This window comes from Stackebrandtia nassauensis DSM 44728, assembly GCF_000024545.1.
Classification (GTDB): Bacteria; Actinomycetota; Actinomycetes; order Mycobacteriales; family Micromonosporaceae; genus Stackebrandtia; species Stackebrandtia nassauensis.
Genome location: NC_013947.1, coordinates 6,802,507 through 6,826,660, shown reverse-complemented (window position 1 = coordinate 6,826,660; position 24,154 = coordinate 6,802,507). Strand labels below are relative to the sequence as shown.

Genomic DNA, 24,154 nt, shown 5'->3' with positions numbered 1-24,154 from the left:
TATCGCAGAGGAAGCTTAGACGATGACGGCCCAGCCTCGCCTACTCGGCGGCCGGTACGAGATCGGTGGAATGATCGGCTATGGCGGCATGGCCGAGGTGCACCGGGGTCGCGACATCCGGCTCGGTCGCGACGTGGCCATCAAGATGCTGCGCACCGACCTGGCGCGAGACGAGACCTTCCTGACCCGGTTCCGGCGCGAGGCCCACAACGCCGCGACCCTGAACCATCCGTCGATCGTGGCGGTCTACGACACCGGCGAGGACACCGACTCCGGGGTCCCGGTTCCGTACATCGTGATGGAGTTCGTGGAGGGCCGCACCCTCAAGGAGGTGCTGACGGCCGAGGGTCGGCTGTCGCCGCGGCGCGCCTGCGAGATCCTCGCCGACGTGTGCGCGGCGCTGGACTTCAGTCATCGCCACCAGATCATTCACCGGGACGTCAAGCCGGGCAACGTGATGCTGTCCAGCAACGGCCAGATCAAGGTGATGGACTTCGGCATCGCCCGGGCGCTGGCCGCCGGGCAGGCCACCATGACCCAGACTTCGGCCGTCATCGGCACCGCCCAGTACCTGTCACCGGAACAGGCACGCGGCGAGACCGTCGACGCTCGTTCCGACGTCTACGCCTCCGGCTGCCTCATCTACGAACTGCTGTGCGGCGAACCGCCGTTCACCGGCGACAACCCGGTGAGCGTCGCGTACCAGCACGTGCGGGAGGCGCCGATCCCGCCCAGCCACCGCAACCCGGACGTGCCGCCCTCGGTCGACGCGATCACGTTGAAGGCGCTGGAGAAGAACCCGATCAACCGGTACCAGAGCGCGGGCGAGATGCGCGACGACCTGGAGCGGGCGATCGCCGGGCGGCCGGTGCTGGCGACTCCGGTGATGAGCCAGGAGGAACGCACCCAGTTGTTGGCCGCGCAGCGTGCCGACGACACCCGGGTGGCGCCGGTCGTGTCCGACCGTCCCAAGAAGAACACCGGCAAGAAGGTCGCGGCCGCGGTCATCGCGCTGGCGCTGGTGGCGGGTCTGGGGTTCCTGACCTGGTACCTGACGGCGGGCGACGGTGCCACGGTCGCGGTGCCCAAGGTCGTGGGGATGAAAGAGGCCGAGGCGGTCGAGAGGATCGAGAAGGCCGAGCTCAAGGCGAAGGTCGAGGAGGTGCCGTCCTCCGACCAGGAGAAGGGCGACGTCACCGATCAGGATCCGGGCGCCCTGAAGAAGGTCGAGAAGAACTCCACCGTGATCCTCAAGGTGGGCAAGGGACGGACGACCGTCACGGTCCCCGATCTGTCCAATCTCATCGGTTGCCCGGAGATGAAGTCGAAACTCAAGGCCGCCGAGCTCAAGATCAAGTGCGAAGAGGTCTCAAGCTCCAAGGACAAGGGAGCGTTCATCGACCAGCAACCGGACGCGGGCGAGAAGCTGAAGTCCGGTGAGACCGTCGAGGTCAAGGTCTCCAACAACGACACCACCACGGTGCCGGACGTGTCCGGTATGTCGGAGCAGAAGGCCTGCAAGAAGATCGAGGAAGCCGGGTTCAGCTGCGACGTCAGTTCCGACCTGCAGGCCGTCAGCGACCCCGACGACGCGGGCAAGGTCGTGGATCAGACGCCGGACGCCGAGGCTGAGGCGGAGAAGAACTCGACCGTCACCATCTACATCGGCGGTATCCAGGTGCCGAAGCTGCGGGAGCTGACGGTCGAGGAGGCCCGCGACGCCGCCGAGGAGGCGGGCCTGGAGTTCGACGCCGGAAGCGCGCCCGACGACTTCATCGTGGAAAGCCAGGATCCGCCCGAGGGCGAGGTCGTCGAGGACGGCACGACGGTGACGGTGACGGCCCAACCCGATATCGGCACCTGACCAAGCAATGGATAGGCCGGTAGCCCTGAAGGGCTACCGGCCGTTTCGTCAGTTCGCGGGACGGATCGTTCCCGTCACCTCGCCGAGACCGATGGTGGTGCCGCGCGGTCCGGGCGCCGTGGCCGAGATGGTGACGGTGTCACCGTCCTCGAGGAAATCGCGGGTGGAACCGTCGTCCAGTTTGACCGGTTCGGCTCCCGACCAGCTCAGTTCCAGGAAGCTGCCGCGCTGGTCCTTCTCCGGCCCGGAAACGGTTCCCGAGGCGAAGAAGTCGCCGGTGCGCAGGCTGGCGCCGTTGACGGTCATGTGCGCCAGCTGCTGCGCCGGAGTCCAGTACACCCCGGCGAACGGGGGGCTGGACACCTTGGTGCCGTTCCACTCCACCGACAGCGTCAGGTCGTAGGCGTAGCGGTCCGGTTCCACCAGGTAGGGCAGTACGGCCGGGTCCTGTTCCGGCGCCGGTACCCGCGAGGCCGCCAGCGCGTCCAAGGGGGTCACCCAGGTCGCGATGGAGGTGGCGAAGGACTTGCCGAGGAACGGGCCCAGCGGCTGGTACTCCCAGTTCTGGATGTCGCGGGCCGACCAGTCGTTGACGAGTGTGACCCCGAAGACGTGGTCGGTGAAGTCGCCGGTGGCCACCCGGGTGCCCAGTTGGCTGCCAACGCCGACCACGAAGCCGACCTCGGCCTCGATGTCGAGCCGGGCGCTGGCTCCGAACACGATCTCGCCGTCGGGTGTCCGTCGCTGTCCTTGTGGACGGACGATGTCGGTGCCGGAGGGGACGAGCGACCCGGAGCGGCCGTGGTAGCCGACCGGCAGGTGCTTCCAGTTCGGCATCAGGGCGTCGCCGTCGGGACGGAAGAGCCGACCCAGGTTGGTGGCGTGGTGCTCGGAGGAGTAGAAGTCCACATAGTCGGCCGGGGTGAACGGCAGGTGGGTGGTGACGTCGGCGACCGGGGTGAGCATGCGCGACATCGGTTCGGCGAGGGTCTCGTCGGTGAGCGCGTCCTGGAGCTGCGTGCGCACTTTGGACCACACCTCGGGGCCCAGCGCCATGAAGTCGTTCAGTGTGGACGAACTCAGGGCGGTGCAGGTCTCGCAGTTGGCGCAGGTGCCGCTGGTGACGACCAGCTTGAGGTCGAGGACCTGGTCGCCGACGCGGACACCCAGCCGTCGGGCCGGATTGTCCGTTGTGGAGAAAACTCCGTATGGAAGGTGGTGGATACCGTAGGGGCTGTCGACTGCCGACTCAAGCCACGTCACTGTTGTTAACTCTCCTCGTATACCAACGAAAGCCCGCTGAGGTCTTCAAGAGGCTCGACGATGCTGCAGGATCCGAATCCCACCCACAGCGGGCGCGGGTGAGCGAGCATGCCACGAATCCGGTCACGAAGTGGCCCGGATTCGGTAATTGACAGCGTATCTGTCACCGATGCGACACCCGCTCCTCCGTCGGCGTCGGTCGCGGCCAGCAGCACGTTGGCGAAACCGTGGTGGACGAAACCGGTCTCGGGGTCGGTGTGCCGCACCGCCCGGTGCAGACCGGCGGTGAGTTTGAAACTCAGGCCCTGTTCGGCGCAGCCGACGATCGCGGTGGCCAGGGTCTGCGGCGACGGGAACTTGTCGGCGGTCTCGCCGCCGGTGCGGAACTTGGGTGTGATCGAGGTGGGACCGAGGGTCTTGAGGGCGTGTGACACATCCGCCGTCATGGGTATTTCAGCGAACACCCGCAGTCCCCAGCGGGTCGAGGCCGCCACCAGGGCCTCCATCGCCTCGTCGTCGTCGGCCCGCGCCTCGACGTGGGTGATCTCGACGCCGGGCGGCAGCTGTGCCAGCACCTGTGAGACGGCCTCGATTCCGGTGTCGGCGATGAGTCCGACCCGCAGTGGTTCGTCGGATTCGGGCACGTCCGCGAGCTTGCTGGACGGCAGCAACAGCGGCCCCACCAGCCCCGCGTACCAGGCGTTTCGGTGTTCGCGGTGACTGGCCAGCGCTTCGGGCAGCGGGGCGTTTCCGGGCGGGAAGACGGCGGCGTCATCGATCAACCCGCGCAACAGAGATGGAATGGCGTTGAGCTGATGGGAACACATATTTTCCGACAATAGAGGACCCCGATCGGGGCCTGGTGCTCGTGGCGGGGGTTAACCATCGTTCGGGTTAGTCTGGTGATCGAACGACGCCCGTGTACGTCACGGCGAAAGAGTCTAGGAGGCGGACCATTCCTTACTACCGCGCCGTAGGGGAGCTTCCTCCCAAGCGGCATACCCAGTTTCGTCAGCCGGACGGCAGCCTGTACGCCGAGGAACTCGTCGGCCAGGAGGGCTTCTCGTCCGATTCCTCGTTGCTGTACCACCGGCATCTGCCCACCGCGATCTCGGCTTCCACGCAGCACTTCCCGACGGCGGCGGCGCCCGAGCCGAACCACCCGCTCAAGCCGCGGCACCTGCGCACCCACAAGCTGGACGGCGGCGGCGACCCGATCCTGGACCGACAGCACCTGCTGTCCAATGCGGACTGCCGGATCTCGTACGCGATGTCGACACAGGCCTCGGTGCTGTACCGCAACAACCTCGGCGACGAGTGTCTGTACGTCGAGGACGGCGCCGCGCGGGTGGAGACGTCGTTCGGCGTCATCGACATCGTCAGCGGTGACTACCTGATCATGCCGATGTCGACGATCTACCGGATCGTGCCCACCGGTGATACTCCACTGCGGACTCTGGTGGTGGAGTCGACCGGTCACATCACGCCGCCCAAGCGGTACCTGTCGGTGCGGGGCCAGTTCCTGGAGCACTCGCCCTACTGCGAGCGCGACATCCGGGGGCCGTCGGAGCCGCTCGTGGTCGACGGCGAGAACGTCGACGTCTACGTGCAGCACCGGGGCCGGGGCGCGGCCACCATCTGGACCAAGTTCACCTACGCCCACCACCCCTTCGACGTGGTCGGCTGGGACGGGCACATGTACCCGTGGGTGTTCTCGATCCACGACTTCGAGCCGATCACCGGGCGGATCCACCAGCCGCCGCCGGTGCACCAGACCTTCCAGGGGCCGAACTTCGTGATCTGCTCCTTCGTACCGCGCAAAGTGGACTACCACCCGGACGCGATCCCGGTGCCGTACAACCACCACAACGTCGACTCCGACGAGGTGCTGTTCTACACCGGCGGGAACTACGAGGCCCGCAAGGGTTCCGGCATCGAGCAGGGTTCGATCTCGCTGCACCCCTCGGGGTTCACCCACGGCCCGCAGCCGGGTGCCCCCGAGCGCGCCATCGGTGCCGACTACTTCGACGAGCTGGCCGTCATGGTCGACACCTTCCGGCCGCTCGAACTGTGCGAGGGCGCGCTGGCCTGTGAGGACTCCGGTTACGCCTGGACCTGGAACCGCACGCCCGACGCGTGACGCGAACGTGAAAAGCCCGTCCACCCGGTTCGCGGGTGGACGGGCTTCGTCTACGTATGCGGTTTAGTCGAAGAGGTTCTCGAAGAAGCTCTTGCGGCGCTTGTGCCCGTGCCCGTAGCCACCGTGCCCGTGACGGTAGTGGGCGCCCCCGTGGCCGTGCCGGTAGTGCGGCTGTCCACCGTGGCCATACGGCGACGGCGGCGGCGGGTAGTGGCCCGGAGCGGCCGGGGCCTGCGGCGCGGCCGGGGGCCGGGGAGCCGAGGCGGGGGGCGGCGGGGCCTGCTGAGCGTTGTACTTGGCGTCGGCGTCGATGAGGTGTTCCAGTTCACCGCGGTCGAGGAAGATTCCGCGGCATTCGGAACACTGGTCGATCGTCACCCCGTTGCGCTCGAACTGGCGCATTTTCGCGTGGCACTTGGGACATGTCATCTCCATGCCGACCAACGGTACCTGCTACATGCCAGTTTCCGCATACGGGGATGGCGTGTTTTTCATTAGAAGGAACTCATCTTGACCAGCGGGTGTCGCCCGCTGTTTCGGTTCCTTCGGTGCCTTCGGAAGCCGGGTCGGTGTGCGGTCCCCACTGCGAGGCGGGGGCCTCGATCTGCTTGAGCACCCACCACCACACGCCGAAGACCGCCGGGTACAGCAGGTAGCCGAACCGGGTGGCGGGCAACAGCAGGATCGCGGCCAGCAGACCGACGGCCGACAGTCCGGCCGCCCGGAAGGCGGTCGCGGGTGGCCGGGCCAGCACCAGCCAGCCGACCGCCGCGCCGGCCAGTACCAGCAGCGCGATCGCGAAGACCCGGCCGGACGGCAGGTGGGCCGCGATGAGGTGACCCGGCAGCGGGGAGGCCGCGGGCGAGGCGACCAGGCCGTTGCCCAGCGGGAACTGGATCACGTTGGCGAAGTACTCCGCCGGGTGGGTGATGAGGATCGGTGCCAGCGTTCCCAACGGCAACGCCAACGCGGGCAGCGCCAGTGGCAACAACCGGCCGCGCTTGAAGGCCAGCACCAGCACGACGATCAGCACCGGCCAGGCCAGCAGTTTCAGCGCCGCCGCACCGCCGATCGCGAACCCGGCGCCGGTGAAGCGTCCGGTGGCGACGCACGCGAAGGCCAGCAGGCACAGTGCCACCACCGGCAGGTCGTCTCCGCCGGTGGCCAGCGTCAGCGCGCAGATCGGCAGCACCCCGACGGCCTGTAGCCCCCGCACCCAGGCGCCCCGGGTCAGTCCGGCGCGGCGCAGCATCGTCAGCGCGGCAAGTGTCGCGGCCAGGGTCGCGACCGCGAACCAGATCCGGGCGTCGGTGAGGAAGTTCTGGCCGAACAGTGCCCGTGGCAGTCCGAAGACGGACATGCCGGGCTGGTACGGGTTGTAGCCCAGCAGCGCGTCGGGCAGTTTCGCGATCTCGGCGAGTGACAGGTACGGCGAACCGGTCTCCAGCAGCCGGACCCCGCCAGATTCGACGACCAGGACCTCCTCCTGCGCCATCGCGGCGACCCCGGCGGCGCGCTGCGCGGCCTCGCCCACCAGTGGCATCAGGGTGACCGCGACGGCGGCCGCGACGGTGATCCACATGCGAGTGACCACGGGAACGGCGTAGCGGAACAGCAGCATCAGGGTCAGCAGCGCGGCGGGAAGGTAGCCGCCGGTGGCCATGCCGCCCCACACCCGGTGTGGCTCCAGTGTCGACCACAGCGCGGTGGCGATGGCGAAGACAGCCGACACTCCATACAGGGCGAAGTCGAGATAGAGCCCGCCCTTGGTCGTCCGTTCCATGGGGATGCGGACTACCTCAGGTTCAGCTGTCGTCCGACGAGGCCGTCCTTGGCGCGCCGTTCGGCGGAGGTCAGCGGTTCGGTGCTCGCCAGCGCCTCGGCGTAGCGGACCGCGAACTCGGTGACCGGCTTCTCGCAGTCGTCGGCGACGGTGTCGGCGGCCAGGTCCCACACCGGGATCAGCACACCGTGGGTGCGGAACATCCCGGCGAACTTGGAGTCGGGGACGAGTTTGAGTTCCTCGGCGGCGCGCAGCCGGGCCAGTGCCGCCAGCGCGGCGTCCTCGTCCTCTTCCAGGACGATGCGCACGTGGGTGTTGTCGGGGGTCTGGCACCAGTAGGCGCTCTTGGCGGCGTCTAGGCGGCTGGTCGGGTAGATCGACGCGTTGGCCCGTTCCATGCTGGCGCTGACCTGCGGGTCGTCGGTGTCGGTGTCCTCGCCGAGCCAGAAGTCAAATGTGTCGTGAATGGACACTTCGAGGCTCTTGAGTTCGATGACGTCCTGCATCCGCGGTCCCTCGCCGGGACGCGCGGGCACCGCGACCGGGTGCCCCGGCTCGGCGTCCAGTGCCGCCAGCAGCGAGGCGGCGATGTCGCGGCTGACGTCCCCGGACTGGAACTGCCGCTGCATGGCGACGAAGACCTGTCCGTCGGCGCGGCTCATGGCGGGCCAGGCCAGCGGCAACACGGTGGCGAGCGTGAGCTGCCGGTCGCCGAGTTTGTCGGCGTACTCGGGCTTCACGGTCAGCGGGGCGGTCGCGGCGGGCAGCAGTTCCCGCATCGCGATCCAGTCGCCCTCGTTGGGAAGGTCGGCGAACGGCCGCGGGACGTAGACGTCGCGAACCTTGGTCTTCTCGGGCTTCGCCGCTGTCGCGCGGTGTTGTTTGCGTCGCTTACTCACTGGGACAGCTTAGTGGTGTCCGTCTTGGCCCGGTTGTTCGCCGGAGCGCCCAGCGGTTCGGTGTCGACCTCGTCCAGTGGTGGCACGTCGGTGCCGGTGAGCCGGGCCCACACGGTGCGGCCGCCGGACTCGTCGCGCACCCCCCACTGTTCGGCCAGGGCGGTGACGATGAGCAGGCCGCGACCGTCGGAGGCGCTGGTGTTCAGGGCCCGGACGAACGGCCGGGTGCTGGCGCCGCCGTCGGTGACGGCGAACTCGATGGTGCCGCCGTTCATCTGGAAGTGGACGGACAGGTCGCCGTCGGGCAGCGGGGTGGCGTGCCGCACGGCGTTGCAGATCAGTTCGGTGGCGACGGCGTGCAGGTCGGCGAGGTGCTGGGAGTGCAGGTCACCGGCGAGTCCGGCCAGCCAGCGGCGCACGGCGGCAGCACTGCGGGCGTGATGGGGCACCCGTGCCTGCCAGGACGCAGGGGTGTTGACCATCGTGTGCATGGTCGCCTCCCACTGTGAGCGTCACCGGGTCACCTGACCCGATTGGTCGCTTTCGCCGAACACATTGTCAACCGAGGATCCGTCAAACAGCGAGCAGATCCGTCTAGAAGATACCGCTGATCCGCCGATTCGGCACGCGTGTCCTCCGCGTGGCTGATCACCCGTCAACCGAAATATGGCCCAATTGTGTATGGCGTTGGTCTCAGACCCTTCCCAGGGCCCGCAAAACCATGGCGGGATCGTCGGTGATGATCGCGTCGGCTCCGGCGTCGCGGACGTATTTCACCTGTTCAGGGGTGTTGACCGTCCACACGAACACGCGCTGTCCGGCGGCGTGGGCCCGTTCGATCAACCGCGGCTTGGCCCGCAGCACGTCGATGCGGGGACCCAGAATCGTCGCCCCCGGCGGGGGTCCCCCGACCGGGTATTCGAAGAGCCACACCAGTGGCACCTCGGCGTCGAGGGTCCGGTATCGCGTGACGGCGGCGCGGGCGAAGGACATCACGATCACGTCCAGACCCGGGAACTTGGCCAGTGACTCGTGCAGCGCGTGCTCGATCCGGGCGCCGTAGCGGGACGGGTGCTTGGCCTCGATGAGCATCGTTATGGTGCGCGGCGCCTCGCTGATCAGGCGCAACAGTGCCTCGAAGGTGAGGATCTGGTGGTGTTCGCTGGCGGGGGCGTTCTTGCGGGCGAAGTTGAACTTCTGCAACTCGGCCAGGGTGAGCTCCGCGATCGCGCCCTTGCCGTCGCTGGTGCGGTTGATGGTCCGGTCGTGGTGGCAGACCAGGTGTCCGTCCTTGGTGAGGCGAACATCACACTCGATCGCGTCGGCGCCAACGTCTATGGCTTCGACGTAAGCGGCGAGGCTTTGTTCCGGCAGATTGACATTCGCTCCGCGATGCGCGACCACCATGGGCTCCGGCATGCTTCGGAAGCATACTGGGCGAAATCGGGCTGTGCGAACCGCAGGAGGGCGTGTGGACAACGAGGCGATCCGGTCGCTGCTGGAGGCGGTCGCGTCCGGCGAGAGTTCGGTGACCGAGGCGGCCCGGCGCCTGACCGACGGCGTCTTCGCCGACGGCCCCGGTTACGCCGAACTGGGTTTCGCCAAAGTGGACACCCACCGGCCGCTGCGCACCGGTGAACCCGAGGTCGTCTACGGGGCGGGAAAGACGGTGGACCAGGTCCTCTCCATCACCGCCCGGCTGCGCCAGGCCCACCCCGAGCATCCGATCCTGGTGACCCGCGCCAGCGACGAGACCCGCGCGGCCCTGCGCTCGACCTCCGAGCCGGTGACCGAGGATCCGCTGGCGGCCATCGTCGCGATCGGCGCCCTGCCCACCCCGAACCTGGGCACCGTCGCCGTCCTGTGCGCGGGCACCTCCGACCTCCCAGTCGCCACCGAGGCCGCCTTCACCGCCCGCGCCTTCGGGTTGTCGGTGGTGGAGATCTCCGACGTCGGCGTCGCGGGACTGCACCGGCTGCTGGCCGCGCGCGAGACCCTCGCGACCGCCGACTGCGTCATCGTCGTGGCGGGCATGGACGGCGCGCTGCCGTCAGCGGTCGGCGGCCTGGTCGCGGTGCCGCTGATCGCGGTGCCCACCTCGGTCGGCTACGGCGCCGCCTTCGGCGGACTGGCGCCGCTGCTGACGATGCTGAACTCCTGCGCCCCCGGAGTGTCCGTTGTGAACATCGATAATGGCTTTGGCGCGGCCGTGTGTGCTGCGAGGATAGTGAGGACGAAGGGAGCCCTCACGTGAACGATGCGGGACTGACGCCGCGGCAGGTCTGGGAGCGCAGTGTCTGGTATGGAATGCAGGGTGACATCGACGCGCAGCTCGCGCTGTACGCCCCCGACTGCGTCATCGAGTTCCCGTTCGTGGCCGAGCCGGTGCCCAACCGGTTCACCGGTCGCGACGAGATCCGCGACATGATCGTGAGACTGCGGGCCGCGACCCCCGCCGCCGAGAACCAGCCCGTGCAGTCCGAGTCGACGGTCGTGGTCCACGAGACCGCCGACCCCGAGGTCATCATCCCGGAGTTCACGGTGGCGATGGCCAACAGCGGCACCGGCGAGGTGGTCAAGAGCTCCTATGTTCAGGTCATCCGGGTGCGGGACGGGCTGATCACCTCGATCCGCGACTACTTCTCCCCGGCGACCGTCGAGGACGTCCGGCGGGCCCTGACCTGAGCCGGTGGTGCCGCAACTCACGTGGCGAGTCTGCTGCACCGCCGGTCGGTGACGGCGATAATCGTCGCCTGACGACGGACGTGAGAAGGGTGGAGCCCGCGTGATCTGCTGGATCGACGCTGCCGCTGGCGCCAGCGGTGACATGTTCCTCGGCGCGCTCGTCGACGCCGGGGTGCCGCTGGAGGTGCTGCGGGCCAGTGTGGACGCTCTCGGTGTCGAGCCGGTGCGGCTGACAGCCACCGAGACCACCCGGCACGGCCTGGCCGCGACCAAGGTCGACGTCGACTGTCCGCAGAGCACCATCGACCGGCGCTACGCCAGCATCGTCCGGCTCATCACCGAAGCCTCACTGCCGCAACCGGTCCGCGACAAGGCCATCGACGTCTTCACCCGGCTGGGCCACGCCGAGGCCGCCGCGCACCGGGTTCGGCTCGACGACGTCCACTTCCACGAGGTCGGCGCCCTCGACTCGCTGGCCGACGTGGTCGCCGCCTGCGCCGGACTGCACTGGCTGGCCGAGAACCGGGGCCTGGGCCGGATCGTGTGCTCGGCGGTGACGGCGGGCGGCGGCGTCACGCGCGGCGCCCACGGCGGCATCCCGCTGCCCGCGCCCGCGACGCTCGCGGTGCTGTCGCGGGCCAAGGCGCCGGTCGCGGGCGAGGTGTCCTACGAGGCCTGCACCCCCACGGGTGCCGCGATCATCGCCGCGCACGCCACGGCCTACGGCACCATGCCGCTGATGACGGTGGACGCCGTCGGGGTCGGCGCGGGCGGGCGTGACCCGGCCGAACGCGCCAACGTGCTGCGGCTGGTGCTCGGCTCGCAGCCGACCCGGGCCGACCACGCCCACTCGCACGGGCACCACCACGCGGCCCCGACCGTGGCGGCCGGTGACCGCCCGTCCGCCCTCGTCATGGAAGCCAACGTCGACGACCTCGACCCGCGACTGTGGCCGCAGGTGCTGGCCGCGCTGCTGGCCGCCGGGGCCAGCGACGCCTGGCTGACCCCGATCCTGATGAAGAAGGGCCGCCCCGCCCACACCCTGAGTGTCCTCTGTGGCCACGACGTCGAGGCTCGGGTCCGCTCGGCGATCTTCGCCCACACCTCCACGATCGGCCTGCGGGTCAACGAGGTCGGCAAACACGCGCTGGACCGCGAGTACGGCTCGATCGTCCTCGACGGACAGACGATCGGCGTCAAGCTCGCCCGCGACGACGGCCGGATCGTCAACGTGTCGGTGGAGCACGCCGACGTCGAGGCCGCCGCCACCGCGCTCGACCTTCCGGTCAAAGTGGTCCTGGCGCGGGCGAGCGGCCTGGCCGCCGAAAGCTACGGTGCCGCGTGAGCTGGGTACCGCTGTTCGCGGCCTTCGGCCTGATCTTCCTGGCCGAGTTGCCCGACAAGACGATGATGGCCACGCTGGTGCTGTCCAGCCGGTACAAGCCGATCCCGGTGCTGCTGGGCGTCTCGGCGGCCTTCGTGGTGCAGACCGCGATCGCCGTCGCCGCCGGTGGCCTGCTGGGCCTGCTGCCGTCCTGGGTGGTGCTCTCCATTGTGGCCCTGCTGTTCGCGGTGGGCGCCGTGCTGCTGTTCCGCGAGAGTCTCGCTTCCGACGACGATGACGAGACCGGCAACGGTCGCAACGGACTCTCCTTCTGGCCCACGGTGTTCACCAGCTTCGGCGTCCTGTTCGCCGCCGAATGGGGCGACGCCTCGCAGCTGGGCACGGCGGCGCTGTCGGCCCACTACTCGGCTCCGTGGGAGGTGTTCACCGGCGCGGCCCTGGGACTGATCACCGTCGCGGCGCTGGCGGTCGTGCTCGGACGCGTGGTGGTGCGTTACGTCCCGCTCAAGTGGATCCAGCGCGGAGCGGCGATCCTGTTCGGAGTGTTCGCGGTCATCGCGGTCGTGGAACTGATCCGCGGCTTAGGTCACCACTGCCCCGGCATGGTGGGCGGCACGTACGGCACCGGCCGAGCCCGCAACGCCCGGAAGTACCGGTTGACCGGCGGCAAGGCGATCAACGTGACCGCCACGATCGAGGCGATGCCCACGGCGAATCCGCTGCCGATCGCCGAGTCGACCAGCCACATCGGGAAGTGCTCGTTCAGGTCCACGTCGTTGCCGTTGTACCCGTCCGTGCGGGACTGGGCGGCGGCCTGCGCGAAAATGGTCCGGAAGAACAGCACGTACCCGCTGCAACACAGGTGCCAGGCGATCGCGATACCCCCGGCGATCCACACCGCGATCCGGCCGCCGTTGGCACCCCGCAACGCGAACGCGACCCCACCGGCCGCTATCAGGCTGAGCAGCATGCTGACGACCACGATCGCGATCAGGAACCCGTTCCACACGGCCAGCGACTGCTGCGCCTCGCTGTCGGCGGCGGCCTCGGGCGGCAGCATCCCGGTCAGGGTGCTGTAGATCCTGAGCCAGAAATACCCCTCGGCACCGGACGCCACCAACGCGAACACCGCCGCGATGACGCCCGCGTACAGGGCGCCCGGCCTGGCGGGTACCTCGTTTCCTGGAACCGTGAACACGCCGCCAGCCTACTGTGGCCTCAGGCGTCGCGCCGAGTTCTCGCGCTGGCCGCTGTCTGCCTTCCCGCTGTCCCCACGTCCCGCACCAGCCAAGCACGAACATCTCGGCGGGCGTCGACAACGGATCCAAGTTCGCGACCAGATCCGATCGCGCGCCAAACAACGCATGAGCCTCCCACAGCGCGGCCGGAAGCCGCAGGCCAAGCGCCGCCGCGGCTCGCGCCAAGTTCGTCGCCGACGTCGCGTCGGTATCGCTCAACGGTGCGCCCCTAGCGGCCACGAAGTCGCCGATGAAGACCCAAGCTGTGGAGCTGTGCACAAGGGACTGGTGATCTCGCCTTATGCGGTCAACTCACGTCAAGCGGCTATTCAGCGGGGGCTCAGGGACGTTTCCGTGGCACCAGGGAACCGCCGTCCTCGGCGACGCTGACCGTCACCGTGTCGCCGTCGGTGATGTCTCCGGCCAGCAGCTGCCGGGCCAGCGGATCGCCGATGGCGCTTTGGATCAGGCGCCGCAGCGGCCGGGCCCCGTAGACCGGGTCGAAGCCGCGGTCGGCGAGCCAGACGCGGGCGGCGTCGTCGACCTCCAGGTGGAGGCGCCGGTTGGCCAGCCGCTCCGACAGCCGGTGCAGCTGAACGTCGACTATGGACTTCAGTTCGTCGGTGGACAGCGCGTCGAACACGACGATGTCGTCCAGCCGGTTCAGGAACTCGGGTTTGAAGTGGTCGCGGACGTTGGCCAGCACCGCTTCGGAGCGTTCGTGCGGGCTCAGCGTCGGGTCGGCGATCGCCGAGGACCCCAGGTTGGACGTCAGGATCAGGATCGTGTTGCGGAAGTCCACCGTGCGGCCCTGGCCGTCGGTGAGCCGTCCGTCGTCGAGGACCTGGAGCAGGGTGTCGAAGACGCCGGGGTGGGCCTTCTCGACCTCGTCCAGCAGCACGACGGAGTACGGACGGCGGCGCACCGCCTCGGTGAGCTGGCCGCCCTCCTCGTGGCCGACGTAGCCGGGCGGGGCGCCGACCAGCCGGGCCACCGAGTGGCGTTCGGAGTACTCGCTCATGTCGATGCGCACCATGGCGCGCTCGTCGTCGAACAGGAACGAGGCCAGCGCCTTGGCCAGTTCGGTCTTGCCGACACCGGTGGGACCGCAGAACAGGAACGAGCCGGTGGGCCGGTTCTCGTCGGCGATGCCCGCGCGGGCCCGGCGGACCGCGTCGGACACCGCGGCCACCGCGCGGTCCTGGCCGACGACCCGGTGGGTCAGCTCCTCGTCCATGCGCAGCAGTTTGGCGGTCTCGGCCTCCAGCAGCTTGCCCGCCGGGATGCCGGTCCAGGAGGCCACGACCTCGGCGATGTCGTCGCTCTCGACCTCCTCCTTGAGCATGGAGCCGTCGTTCTGCAGCTTGGCCAGCTCGGACTCGGCCTGGATCAGTCGCTGTTCCAGCTGCGGGATCCGGCCGTAGCGCAGTTCGGAGGCCTTGGCCAGGTCCGAGTCGCGCTCGGCCCGCTCGGCCTCGCCGCGCAGCTGCTCCAGCTCCTCCTTGATCTGGGAGATCGCGGTGATGTGCTCCTTCTCCACGCCCCAGCGCTGCGAGATCGCCGACAGCTCCTCGCGTTTGTCGGCCAGTTCGCGGCGCAGTCGTTCCAACCGCTCGGCCGAGGCCTCGTCGGCCTCCTTCTGCAGCGCCATCTCCTCGATCTCGAGCCGTTTGACGGCGCGTTCGATCTCGTCCACTTCGACCGGACGGGAGTCGATCTCCATCCGCAGCCGGGAGGCCGCCTCGTCGATGAGGTCGATGGCCTTGTCGGGCAGGAACCGGTCGGTGATGTAGCGATCGGACAGTGAGGCGGCGGCGACCAGGGCGCCGTCGGTGATGCGGACGCCGTGGTGGACCTCGTAGCGTTCCTTGAGGCCGCGCAGGATCCCGACGGTGTCCGTGGTGGACGGTTCGCCGACGAGCACCGGCTGGAACCGGCGTTCCAGGGCGGCGTCCTTCTCGATGTGCTGCCGGTATTCGTCCAGTGTGGTGGCACCGACCATGCGCAGTTCGCCGCGCGCCAGCATCGGTTTGAGCATGTTGGACGCGTCCATGGAGCCCTCGGACTTGCCCGCGCCGACCATCGTGTGCAGTTCGTCGAGGAAGGTGATGATCTGGCCGTCGGAGGCCTTGATCTCCTCCAGCACCGACTTCAGCCGTTCCTCGAACTGGCCCCGGTACTGGGCTCCGGCGACCATGGCGCCCAGGTCGAGCGACACGACCTTGCGGTCGCGCAGCGACTCGGGGACGTCCCCGGCGATGATGCGCTGCGCCAGGCCCTCGGCGATGGCGGTCTTGCCGACACCGGGTTCGCCGATGAGGACCGGGTTGTTCTTGGTGCGGCGCGACAGGACCTGGATGACCCGGCGGATCTCGGTGTCGCGGCCGATGACCGGGTCGACCTTGCCCTCCTTGGCGGCGGCGGTCAGGTCGATCCCGTACTTCTCCAGCGCCTTGAAGCTGCCCTCCGGGTCGGAGCTGGTGATCTTGCGATCGCCGCCCCGGATCGCCGGGAACGCCTCGATGAGGTTCTTCTCGGTGGCCCCGGCCTCGGCCAGGGCGTCGCCGCACGGCCCACCCACCCGGGCCAGCCCGGCCAGCAGGTGTTCGGTCGAGACGTACTCGTCGCCACCGGCGTCGGCGATGCGGTCGGCGGAGTTGATCGCGTTGAGCAGTTCCCGCGACATCGAGGGTTCACCGACGGACGAGCCGCGGGCGCTGGGCAGCGCGCGCAGTCCGGCTTCGACGGCGGTGGTCAGGGCGCCCGGGTCGGCGCCCACGGCGCGCAGCAGTCCGGGAGCGGTCGATCCGTCGACGGCCAGCAGTGCCGACAGCAGATGCCAGGACTCGACGGTGGCGTGCCCGGACTCGGCGGCGCTGGTCGCGGCGGTGGAGATGACCTCCCGGCTCTTGGTCGTCAAGCGGTCGACGTTCAACAGTTTTCCTCCCCTTGTGAGACGGCACCCGACAAAAGTTGAGTCTAATACGCTCAAGTCTCTCGCGCCAGTGATGTTGGCCCGGGTCGCGAAACGGCGGGTATAGGGTTTGGGCCATGTCCAAACCCCGCACGGCTCTCGTGACCGGAGCCGGTCGCGGAATCGGGCGCGTGGTGGCGCAGCGGCTGTCGAGTGCCGGGTACCGGGTGGTCCTGACCGCCCGCAGCCGGGACCAGCTGGAGGCCACCGCGAGCGAATGCCCGGAGCAGACCCTCGTCGTCCCCGCCGACCTGACCGCCGACGGCGCGGTCGACGGGCTGTTCGCCGAGGCCGAGTCCGGCTTCGGTCCCGTCGACGTGCTGGTCCTCAACGCGGGCGCGGGCTCCTCGGCGCCGCTGCCGCGCGTCACCGACACCGACTGGCAGCAGCAGCTCGACCTCAACCTCACCGCCCCGTTCAGGTGCCTGCGCCGCGCGGTGCCGACGATGCGGCAGCGCAGCTGGGGCCGGGTGGTGGCCGTGGCCTCGGTGGCCAGCAAACGCGGTGAACCGTATATCGCCGCCTACACCGCCGCCAAGCACGGCCTGCTGGGCCTGGTGCGCTCGGCCGCCGCCGAACTGGCGGGCACCGGCGTCACCGTCAACGCGGTGTGTCCCGGCTATGTGGACACTCCGATGACCGAGGCTTCGGTGGCCAACATCGCGGCCCGGACCGGCACCGACGCGGCCGAGGCCCGGGAACTGCTGGAGCGCAAGCAACCCATCGGGCGGCTGATAGCTCCCGAAGAGGTGGCCGATGCCATCATGTTGTGCGTCAACAGTTCCGGAATCACCGGTCAGGGAATCAACGTCGACGGCGGGGCGATCCAGTCATGAGCCACTACCTCAATCCCTCACAGCTGGCGAAACCCTCGGGTTTCTCGCACGCCGTGATCGCGCCGCGCGGGCGCACCGTCTACCTGGCCGGGCAGACGGCCATGGACGCCGAGGGCAATATCGTCGGCGGCGGCGCCGAACCCGACATCGTGTCGCAGTTCGCGCGCTGTCTTTCCAATGTGCTCACCGCGTTGGGCGCCGCCGGGGGTCGCTCGGAGCACCTGGTCTCGGTGCGTATCTATATTGTGGACGTTCCGGAGTACAAAGCCCGGGCGCGCGAGATCGGCGCGGTGTGGCGGCAGCTGGCGGGCACCCGTTACCCGGCGATGGCCGGAATCGGGGTGGCCCGGCTGTGGGACGACGACGCGCTGGTCGAGATCGAGGGCGTCGCGGTCATCCCGGAGTTATCGACGCCGGACGGGGGTGAAGTCGATGACGACCCAGCCGCGCGAGGCGAGCTTGCTGCGCTCCCTTGGCGACAGTGGGGTCGCGCCCCGGTTGGCCGCGTAACCCAGGCAGTGCGCCCAGGTCGGGTTGTCCGGGTTGATGGCACTGGCCTCGTGTCCCTCGACGCAGGCGGGGATGTCGCCGACGAAGTCATGTGGACAGACATCGGTGATCGTGACGTCAATGCTCCGCCGGTGTCGCCGCGCCCGGGCCTGGACGTTGAACGTGAGCACATCGCCGGACCGCAACCGCGCGACGTCGGGGTACCGGTACAGCGGGACGATCGCGGTCGTCTTGGTGCCCGCCGAGATGGCGCGGGCGGAGGAATGACCAATACTCAATTCCGGTGTCCGCACCGGTTTCCGGGATTCCTTCCCGGGCTTGGGTTGCGCCACCTCAGCGGGGATATCAGCCGGGGTGGCGGGGTGGAACAATGCATTGATGCTCATAGACACCTGATTGTAAGCACTATCCGGTGATCTTGTGCTGCCAGCTCGGTGGGGAATCGGCGCGGGTCGTCACCCGAGACTCCATCGTGGCTCGCCGGTCACACGCCCAGCAACCGCCGGGCGTGTGCGGCCGCGGCGGGGGCCAGATCCGCCTCCAGTTCACCGAAGAGGGTGACGGCGTCGTGCCCGGGCCAGTCGGCGGGCAGCAGCTCGCGCGGCAGTCCCGGGTCCAGGAACGGAAGTTTCCGCCAGTCGGTCACCGCCCGGATCCACGCGGGCAGCGCCTGATCCGCGCCCGGGTCACCGCGAAGGGCGTCGATGAACTCCCGGTACATCGCCTCCAGCCGGGGCAGGTCCCACCACTGCCGGGCGGCCTCGGCGACCGGTGCGTCTCCACAGTAGTCACTGCGGAACAGGTTGACGTACCCGGCGAGGTCGTTCGCGGCCAGCATCGCCCGGGCGGCGTCCATGGTGTGCGCGGGCGCGATCCACACCCCCGGCGCCGCCTGCCCGAAACCCAGCCAGGTGAGTTTGCCGCGCAGCACGTGCCGCTTGGCGCGCATGGTCTCGGGAACCGAGAACACGCACAGCACCCAGCCGTCGGACAGTTCGGCCCGGGGCGGGTGGAAGATGCGCGCGTCGCCCTCGGCGAGCAGCCGACGTCCGGATCCGGTCAGCGCGTAACCGGCGGCGCCATCGACTTTGGACGGTTCGAGCATGCCCCGGCGTTTGAGGCGCGACACCGCGGCCCGGACCGCCTGGGTGTCGACCGACAGGGTCGCGAGCACCCTCACCAGCCCGGACACCGGCAGGGTTCCGCCGGCCTCCCGGGCGTAGAGGCCGAAAACGGTGACGATCAGCGAACGCGGACTACTGGCCACCGCAGAACGGTACCCTTTCTAAAGATGTCGAAGTGTTGACGCCCGTCACAATTGCGGAATAGTGTCGTTAGCTGACAACTACCCGTACTCCCCGAGAGGTGCACGTCGATGGCGACCCCACCCGTGCTCAGTCCGTCGTCCCATGTCGATACGTTCACGCGCGACAACCTGCCGCCGACCGAGCTTTGGCCGGAGTTCCGCTTCGACCTGCCTGAACTGCGATATCCGGAGCGTCTCAACTGTGCCCGGGCGTTGCTGGACGACACGATCGCGCGCATGGGGGCCGACCGGCCGTGCCTGCTGACCGACTCCTCGCAGTGGACATACGGGGAGTTGCAGAGTCTGGTGGCGCGGCTGTCGCACGTGCTCGTCGACGACTACGGGATCGTGCCGGGCAACCGGGTCCTGTTGCGCGGCCCCAACAATCCGATGACGGTGGCGTGCTGGTTCGCGGTGCTGCGGGTGGGCGGCGTCGTCGTGACCACGATGCCGCTGCTGAAGGAGTCCGAACTGCGGGTGGTCGGCGACATCGCCAGCATCGACCTGAGCCTGTGCGACGAGCGCTTTGTGGACGATCTTCGCGCCTCGGACATCTCCCGGGTGCTCACCTTCGCGGACTTCGCCGACCGCGCCAACACCAAACCGGACAGCTTCGCCTGCGTCGACACCGCAGCCGACGACGTGGCGCTGCTGGCCTTCACCAGCGGCACCACCGGCCGTCCGAAGGCCACCATGCACTTCCACCGGGACGTGATGGCCAACGCCGACACCTTCTCCCGGCACGTCCTCAAGCCGACCGCCGACGACGTCTTCGCGTGCTCGCCGCCGCTGGGCTTCACCTTCGGGCTCGGCATGGAGGTGGTGTTCCCGTTGCAGGTGGGCGCCTCGTCCCTGTTGCTGGAGAAGGGAACCCCGGACCTGCTGCTGCCCGCTCTCGAACGGCACAAGGCCACGGTGATGGCCACCGCCCCGACCGCGTACCGCGCCATGCTCAACGAACTGTCCAACAACAAACTGGACCTGAGCAGCCTGCGCCGCTGCGTCTCGGCGGGTGAGCCGCTGCCCAAGCCGACCTGGGAGGACTGGAAGGACGTCACCGGCTGCGATCTCATCGACGGCATCGGCGCCACCGAGATGCTGCACATCTTCATCTCCGCCGCCGACGGCGACATCCGGCCCGGTTCCACCGGCCGGGTCGTGCCCGGCTACCAGGCGACCATCATGGACGATGACGGCAAGGAGCTGCCGCCCGGTGAACTGGGACGGCTGGCCGTCAAGGGCCCCACGGGTTGTCGCTACCTTGCCGACGAACGGCAGCAGGACTACGTCCAGAACGGCTGGAACTTCACCGGCGACACCTACACCCGCGACGAGGACGGCTACTTCTGGTACCACTCCCGCAGCGACGACATGATCATCTCGGCGGGCTTCAACATCTCCGGCACCGAGGTGGAGTGGGCCCTGTTGAGCCACAACGACATCGCCGAGTGCGTCGTGGTCGGCGTGCCCGACCCGGACCGCACCATGACCGTCAAGGCCTACGTGGTGCCCCGGCCGGGCGCCGACCTGGACGCCGACGCCGTCATCGCGCACTGCCGCGACCGGATCGCCAGCTACAAGCGGCCACGAACCGTGGAGTTCGTGACCGCTCTGCCGCGCACCTCCACCGGGAAGGTGCAGCGCTACCTGTTGCGCTGACGGTTGCTGTCCACAACCGCTTGTCTGGTTAAGCGTGGGTTCAGCCGAATCCGGCTACCGTCAGAAGTGGGGAGGAGGATGGTGGCCCCGCCGACGGGCGCCGGGCGCCAGCAGCGCGAACGCCAGCGCGAGCATCGCCGCCAGTGTCCAGGCCAGGGCCGCGAAGCCGTGCGGTGCGACCACCGCCGCGACCATCGGACCCACCGTGGCGCCGACGTAGAAGATGAACATCGCCACCGACGAGGCGGCGGCCCGATGGTCGCCGCCAAGGTCACCGGCGGTCTGCAACGAGGCCGGTCCGACGATGCCCAGGCCACCCACCAGGAAGGCCAACAGGATCGCGACCGGCACGACGTGCGAACCCACCACGGCGGTGGCGACCATGGCGGCGGCGGCCAACCCGATGCCGAGCATGATCTGGCTGCGTCGCGCCAGTCGTCCCAGCGGCGCGGCCAGCAGCGGCAGCGCGAACATGATCGGCAGCGCGCTGGCCCGCAGGCCCAGCAGTTCGCCGTTGCCGTGCACCAGGCCGGTCAGTTCGATGCCGGTGTAGACGGCCACCATGACGCCCATCGCCAGCGAACCGGCGCCCAGCACCGGCCAGATGGCACGGGTGCGCAGCACCGCCGGGATGGCCGCGTAGCTGTGGCGCACTGAGATTCCGGTGGCGGGCGCGTCGTCGAGCATGACCCAGCGCAGCGCCAGGGCCAGCAGCCCGAACAGCACCGCCGAACCGATGAACACCACCCGCCAGTCGAAGCTGGCGACCACCAGCTGCGAGGCGACCTGGGCCAGCACGGTCGAGGCCAGGAACGAGGTCGCCACCGAGGTGATCACGACGTGGCGTTGCCGGGGCGCGAACCGGGTGCCGATATAGGCCATGATCGCCGGGGGTATCGAGCCGATGGCGAGCCCCTGCAGGACCCGCAGTCCGACGGCCAGCGGCATCGAGAACGCCAAACCGGTCAACAGTGTGACCACCCCGGCGGCGGCCATGCCGGTGACGATCACCCGGCGGTGGCCGAAGCGGTCGGACAGCGGCCCGAACAGGATGAAGCCGCCCGCGTACCCGAAGGCGAAGGCGCTGACGATCCAGGTCATGGCGCTGGCCGGGACCTGCCAGGAGGCTTCCATGGCGTTGAACAGCGGAATCGCGGTGTACATCTGGCCGGTGGCCAGCAGGGCGGTGAGGACGAAGACGGGGATGGTCCGGGCCAGCGGCGCGTGCCGGGTCTCGGCGCGCGCCGTCGCGGGGGTCATCGCGGCGGACGGAAGGGTCGTGGTTGAGGCCATGACGGCGACCGTATGCCGCTGCGGCTGAAATTGCAAACTAAATAGTTGGTTGGTTCTCGTGGTATCCTTCACACCATGAAACGCGGAGAAGCCACCCGGCAGGCGCTGCTGCGTGCCGCCCGGGACGAGTTCGCCGAATACGGGCTCGCCGGGGCACGCGTCGACCGGGTCGCCGAACAGGCGGGCGTCAACAAGGAGCGCATCTACAGCCTGTTCGGCAGCAAGGACAAGCTCTTCGACGCCATCCTCATCGACACGATGCAGGAGTTCACCGAACTGGTCGACCCGCTGGACACCGAGATCGAACTGGGCGACTACGTCAGCAGGCTCTACGAGTTCCACCGCCACCACCCGCAACTGCAACGGCTGCTGCTGTGGGAGGCGCTGCACCGCGGCGACGACGCGCACGACATCGACGGCTGGCGAAACGCCCACTACCGCAAGAAGATCGTGGCCGCGATGGCCAGGTTCGGCGCCGACGAGAAACAGGCCGGGCTGCTGCTGATGGCGCTGGCCAGCCTCGTGAACTGGCCCAACGCCCTGCCCCAGGTCAACCGGCTGCTGCTGGGCGAGTCCGCCGGCGACCGCGACGCGATCCGCCGGTTCCTGGTGTCCTTCGTGCGCGCGGCGGTCCGGGGCCACGAATCCGAGGCCGAATCGGTCAAAGCCTTGACCACTGACGTGGAACAGGCCGCCGCCCGGCTACGCCGAGCCCAGGCCGAGACCGACCGGGCCCGCGCCGAACTCGCCCACGCCCTGCGCGCCGCCAACACCGACGGCGAGAGCGCCAACCAGCTGGCCAAACGGGTCGCGGGCACCCTGTCGCGTCCGGTGGTGTTGAAACTGCTGGCCGAGGAACCCGCGGCCTAGAACTCCCACCACAGGAACCGGCGCACCCGCCGGATCCGCAGCGAGGACGAGTGCAGTTCGCCGTGCACGTGGAACCGCACCGCCGCCTCGTCCCCCGGGTTCTGGGCCCGGTTCGCGAAACTCGAGTACTTCGTGTCCACCCGGCCGTCCGCCCAGGCGTTGCGGGGCAGGACCAGGACGATGCTGGACGCCTTGGCGGCCAGCACGATCTCCACCTCCCGATGCCCGAGCGCGGCGTGCGCGAAGTTCAACAGCACCGACGAACCCTTGGGCCGCAAGGTGATCCGCCGGGGCACCAGCCACCGGCCGGTGCGCCGCAACGCCGAACCGGTCGGCGAGATGTCGTCCAGGTCGCTGGCCCCGACCGGGGTCGTCACGTCCCCGGCCACGGGTAGGTCGGACAGCAGCGGCTTCAGCTCGCCGTAGGTCTTGGCCTCGTACACCGCGTCCACCCGCTCGGTGAACTCGTCGAGGGTGAGGCGTCCCTCGGAGGTGCAGTTCTGCAGGTGCTCGATCGTGCGCTCCCGATCGGCGTTGGAGATGCGCAACTCGGCGCGTTCCAGGTCTCCACTCATCCGTCAAGTATTTACCGTGATGCATGTTGACGCCACAGTGCCCTTGCCAGGACGGCAATGGTTCCGGGGCAGCTCGCCGTTCCCGCATCCCGCGCGGGCGGATTCGGTACGGTCGAGTCGCCCGGCGTCTTTTGGGGGACGACATGAAGCGACTCACGACCGTACCGCTGTTGGCGTTCGTTGCCGCAGTGGTCATCGCGGCACCGGCCCACGCGGGGGCGCCGGTGGTCGACACCGAAGCCCCGCCGCCGTTCTTCGACTGTCCCCAACCCCACGGTCTGTTCCTGCACGACGACCCGGGCAAGTTCTGGCACTGCTCCAACGGGTTTCCGTATGAGCAGCAGTGTCCGGCCAATCTGTACTTCAACGACAGACTGAAGCAGTGCGACTGGCCCGTCAACGCCAGGAACCCGAACGCGTTCGGTGCCGACTAGTGGTCGCCCAGTCCCGCTTCGGTGATCCGCTGTCGCAACGGCCGCCGCCGTAGCGCGGCGTCCACCCGGGCCAGCAGTTCGGACAGCGGCATCGGCAGTTCGGCGTCCAGTTCGCGGATGGCCGCGGTGGTGGCGTTCCACTCGGACTCGATGAGCGGCAGCAGATCCGTCGCGCGAGGTGTCAGTTCGACGATCCGCTGCCGGGCATCGGTTCCGGACGACAGCCGCACGAACTCGGCGCGCCGCATCGCCGCCACGGTCTGGCTGGCCGCCGAGTGCGTGACACCCACGCGCTGGGCCAATGCGCGAATCGACATCGGACCGTGGGCCACCAGGGCCCGCACCAGTGGCGAGAACCGGGGCCGGTAGTCGGCGAGGCCGCGCTCGCGGTAGACGGTGGCGACATCGGCGTCGATCTGCTCCAGCACGTGTCGAAGCAGGGTTCCCAGTGCGTCGGGTTCGGGCGGACCGGTCATGGCT

Annotated in this window: 23 protein-coding genes and 1 pseudogene; 11 read left to right on the top strand and 13 right to left on the bottom strand. The window is 68.9% G+C overall.

Going from position 1 to position 24,154, the window contains the following annotated elements; translation table 11 throughout:
* The first annotated feature begins 22 nt into the window (after positions 1-22).
* On the top strand, positions 23-1,864 hold the full coding sequence (gene pknB / locus SNAS_RS32030; protein WP_013021657.1) for a Stk1 family PASTA domain-containing Ser/Thr kinase: 1,842 nt from the start codon (positions 23-25) through the stop codon (positions 1,862-1,864).
* Between the two features lie 48 nt (positions 1,865-1,912).
* On the opposite strand, the gene fahA is transcribed toward pknB, so the two are convergent.
* On the bottom strand, positions 1,913-3,127 hold the full coding sequence (fahA, locus tag SNAS_RS32025) for a fumarylacetoacetase (protein WP_013021656.1): 1,215 nt from the start codon (positions 3,125-3,127) through the stop codon (positions 1,913-1,915).
* Between the two features lie 5 nt (positions 3,128-3,132).
* Positions 3,133-3,954 (bottom strand): hypothetical protein, encoded by an 822-nt coding sequence (locus SNAS_RS32020; RefSeq protein ID WP_013021655.1) that lies wholly within the window; start codon positions 3,952-3,954, stop codon positions 3,133-3,135.
* Positions 3,955-4,082: 128 nt separating this feature from the next.
* On the opposite strand from SNAS_RS32020, the gene SNAS_RS32015 reads away from it, so the two are divergent.
* Positions 4,083-5,267: a homogentisate 1,2-dioxygenase gene (locus SNAS_RS32015; protein ID WP_013021654.1), complete on the top strand. Its 1,185-nt coding sequence runs from the start codon at positions 4,083-4,085 to the stop codon at positions 5,265-5,267.
* 63 nt (positions 5,268-5,330) lie between these two features.
* Here SNAS_RS32015 and SNAS_RS32010 read toward each other — a convergent pair whose 3' ends face one another.
* The 5 genes from SNAS_RS32010 to SNAS_RS31990 form a co-directional block, all read right to left on the bottom strand.
* On the bottom strand, positions 5,331-5,702 hold the full coding sequence (locus SNAS_RS32010; RefSeq protein WP_013021653.1) for a TFIIB-type zinc ribbon-containing protein: 372 nt from the start codon (positions 5,700-5,702) through the stop codon (positions 5,331-5,333).
* Positions 5,703-5,772: 70 nt separating this feature from the next.
* On the bottom strand, positions 5,773-7,050 hold the full coding sequence (locus SNAS_RS32005; protein ID WP_013021652.1) for a glycosyltransferase 87 family protein: 1,278 nt from the start codon (positions 7,048-7,050) through the stop codon (positions 5,773-5,775).
* An 11-nt stretch (positions 7,051-7,061) separates the two neighbouring features.
* Entirely contained in the window at positions 7,062-7,949 is an 888-nt protein-coding gene (locus SNAS_RS32000; RefSeq protein WP_013021651.1) for a DUF5926 family protein, read from the bottom strand.
* The gene (locus tag SNAS_RS31995) at positions 7,946-8,431 is read right to left on the bottom strand and encodes an ATP-binding protein (protein WP_211207293.1); all 486 of its coding nucleotides are present in this window, start codon (positions 8,429-8,431) and stop codon (positions 7,946-7,948) included. The genes SNAS_RS32000 and SNAS_RS31995 overlap by 4 nt, the downstream gene beginning before the upstream one ends.
* A 211-nt stretch (positions 8,432-8,642) precedes the next feature.
* Positions 8,643-9,368, bottom strand: coding sequence for a glycerophosphodiester phosphodiesterase (locus tag SNAS_RS31990; RefSeq protein ID WP_041625323.1), 726 nt, complete (start codon positions 9,366-9,368; stop codon positions 8,643-8,645).
* Between the two features lie 52 nt (positions 9,369-9,420).
* Here SNAS_RS31990 and larB point away from each other — a divergent pair, with 52 nt between their 5' ends.
* The 4 genes from larB to SNAS_RS34660 all read left to right on the top strand — a co-directional run bounded on the left by larB (position 9,421) and on the right by SNAS_RS34660 (position 13,058).
* The gene (gene larB, locus SNAS_RS31985) at positions 9,421-10,203 is read left to right on the top strand and encodes a nickel pincer cofactor biosynthesis protein LarB (protein WP_013021648.1); all 783 of its coding nucleotides are present in this window, start codon (positions 9,421-9,423) and stop codon (positions 10,201-10,203) included.
* On the top strand, positions 10,200-10,634 hold the full coding sequence (locus tag SNAS_RS31980; RefSeq protein WP_013021647.1) for a nuclear transport factor 2 family protein: 435 nt from the start codon (positions 10,200-10,202) through the stop codon (positions 10,632-10,634). Before larB ends, SNAS_RS31980 begins: the two co-directional genes overlap by 4 nt.
* Positions 10,635-10,734: 100 nt before the next feature.
* On the top strand, positions 10,735-11,979 hold the full coding sequence (gene larC / locus SNAS_RS31975) for a nickel pincer cofactor biosynthesis protein LarC (protein ID WP_013021646.1): 1,245 nt from the start codon (positions 10,735-10,737) through the stop codon (positions 11,977-11,979).
* On the top strand, positions 11,976-13,058 hold the full coding sequence (locus SNAS_RS34660) for a TMEM165/GDT1 family protein (RefSeq protein ID WP_013021645.1): 1,083 nt from the start codon (positions 11,976-11,978) through the stop codon (positions 13,056-13,058). Before larC ends, SNAS_RS34660 begins: the two co-directional genes overlap by 4 nt.
* A 499-nt stretch (positions 13,059-13,557) precedes the next feature.
* Here the strand turns inward: SNAS_RS34660 and clpB are convergent, their stop codons facing one another.
* On the bottom strand, positions 13,558-16,152 hold the full coding sequence (gene clpB / locus SNAS_RS31965) for an ATP-dependent chaperone ClpB (protein WP_013021644.1): 2,595 nt from the start codon (positions 16,150-16,152) through the stop codon (positions 13,558-13,560).
* A gap of 116 nt (positions 16,153-16,268) precedes the next feature.
* On the opposite strand from clpB, the gene SNAS_RS31960 reads away from it, so the two are divergent.
* Positions 16,269-17,027 (top strand): SDR family NAD(P)-dependent oxidoreductase, encoded by a 759-nt coding sequence (locus SNAS_RS31960; protein WP_013021643.1) that lies wholly within the window; start codon positions 16,269-16,271, stop codon positions 17,025-17,027.
* Positions 17,024-17,425: pseudogene (locus SNAS_RS37390) on the top strand (RidA family protein); the annotation flags it as partial. The gene SNAS_RS31960 and the pseudogene SNAS_RS37390, both read left to right, overlap by 4 nt.
* A 6-nt stretch (positions 17,426-17,431) precedes the next feature.
* Here the strand turns inward: SNAS_RS37390 and SNAS_RS37080 are convergent.
* Complete coding sequence (locus SNAS_RS37080) at positions 17,432-17,923, bottom strand: hypothetical protein (RefSeq protein ID WP_013021642.1); 492 nt, start codon at positions 17,921-17,923, stop codon at positions 17,432-17,434.
* A gap of 98 nt (positions 17,924-18,021) precedes the next feature.
* The gene (locus SNAS_RS31950) at positions 18,022-18,804 is read right to left on the bottom strand and encodes a PaaX family transcriptional regulator (RefSeq protein WP_013021641.1); all 783 of its coding nucleotides are present in this window, start codon (positions 18,802-18,804) and stop codon (positions 18,022-18,024) included.
* Between the two features lie 108 nt (positions 18,805-18,912).
* Between SNAS_RS31950 and SNAS_RS31945 the strand changes: the two genes are divergently transcribed.
* Entirely contained in the window at positions 18,913-20,502 is a 1,590-nt protein-coding gene (locus tag SNAS_RS31945) for an AMP-binding protein (protein WP_013021640.1), read from the top strand.
* 60 nt (positions 20,503-20,562) lie between these two features.
* Here SNAS_RS31945 and SNAS_RS31940 read toward each other — a convergent pair whose 3' ends face one another.
* Positions 20,563-21,795, bottom strand: coding sequence for an MFS transporter (locus SNAS_RS31940; protein WP_013021639.1), 1,233 nt, complete (start codon positions 21,793-21,795; stop codon positions 20,563-20,565).
* Between the two features lie 75 nt (positions 21,796-21,870).
* Between SNAS_RS31940 and SNAS_RS31935 the strand changes: the two genes are divergently transcribed.
* The gene (locus tag SNAS_RS31935; protein ID WP_013021638.1) at positions 21,871-22,665 is read left to right on the top strand and encodes a TetR/AcrR family transcriptional regulator; all 795 of its coding nucleotides are present in this window, start codon (positions 21,871-21,873) and stop codon (positions 22,663-22,665) included.
* Here the strand turns inward: SNAS_RS31935 and SNAS_RS31930 are convergent.
* Positions 22,662-23,240, bottom strand: coding sequence for a DUF1707 SHOCT-like domain-containing protein (locus SNAS_RS31930; RefSeq protein WP_013021637.1), 579 nt, complete (start codon positions 23,238-23,240; stop codon positions 22,662-22,664). The two genes, SNAS_RS31935 and SNAS_RS31930, sit on opposite strands and share 4 nt — an antisense overlap.
* A 143-nt stretch (positions 23,241-23,383) precedes the next feature.
* Here SNAS_RS31930 and SNAS_RS31925 point away from each other — a divergent pair, with 143 nt between their 5' ends.
* The gene (locus tag SNAS_RS31925) at positions 23,384-23,674 is read left to right on the top strand and encodes a carbohydrate-binding module family 14 protein (protein ID WP_013021636.1); all 291 of its coding nucleotides are present in this window, start codon (positions 23,384-23,386) and stop codon (positions 23,672-23,674) included.
* Here SNAS_RS31925 and SNAS_RS31920 read toward each other — a convergent pair.
* On the bottom strand, positions 23,671-24,150 hold the full coding sequence (locus tag SNAS_RS31920; RefSeq protein WP_013021635.1) for a MarR family winged helix-turn-helix transcriptional regulator: 480 nt from the start codon (positions 24,148-24,150) through the stop codon (positions 23,671-23,673). The genes SNAS_RS31925 and SNAS_RS31920 overlap by 4 nt on opposite strands.
* Positions 24,151-24,154: the final 4 nt, after the last annotated feature.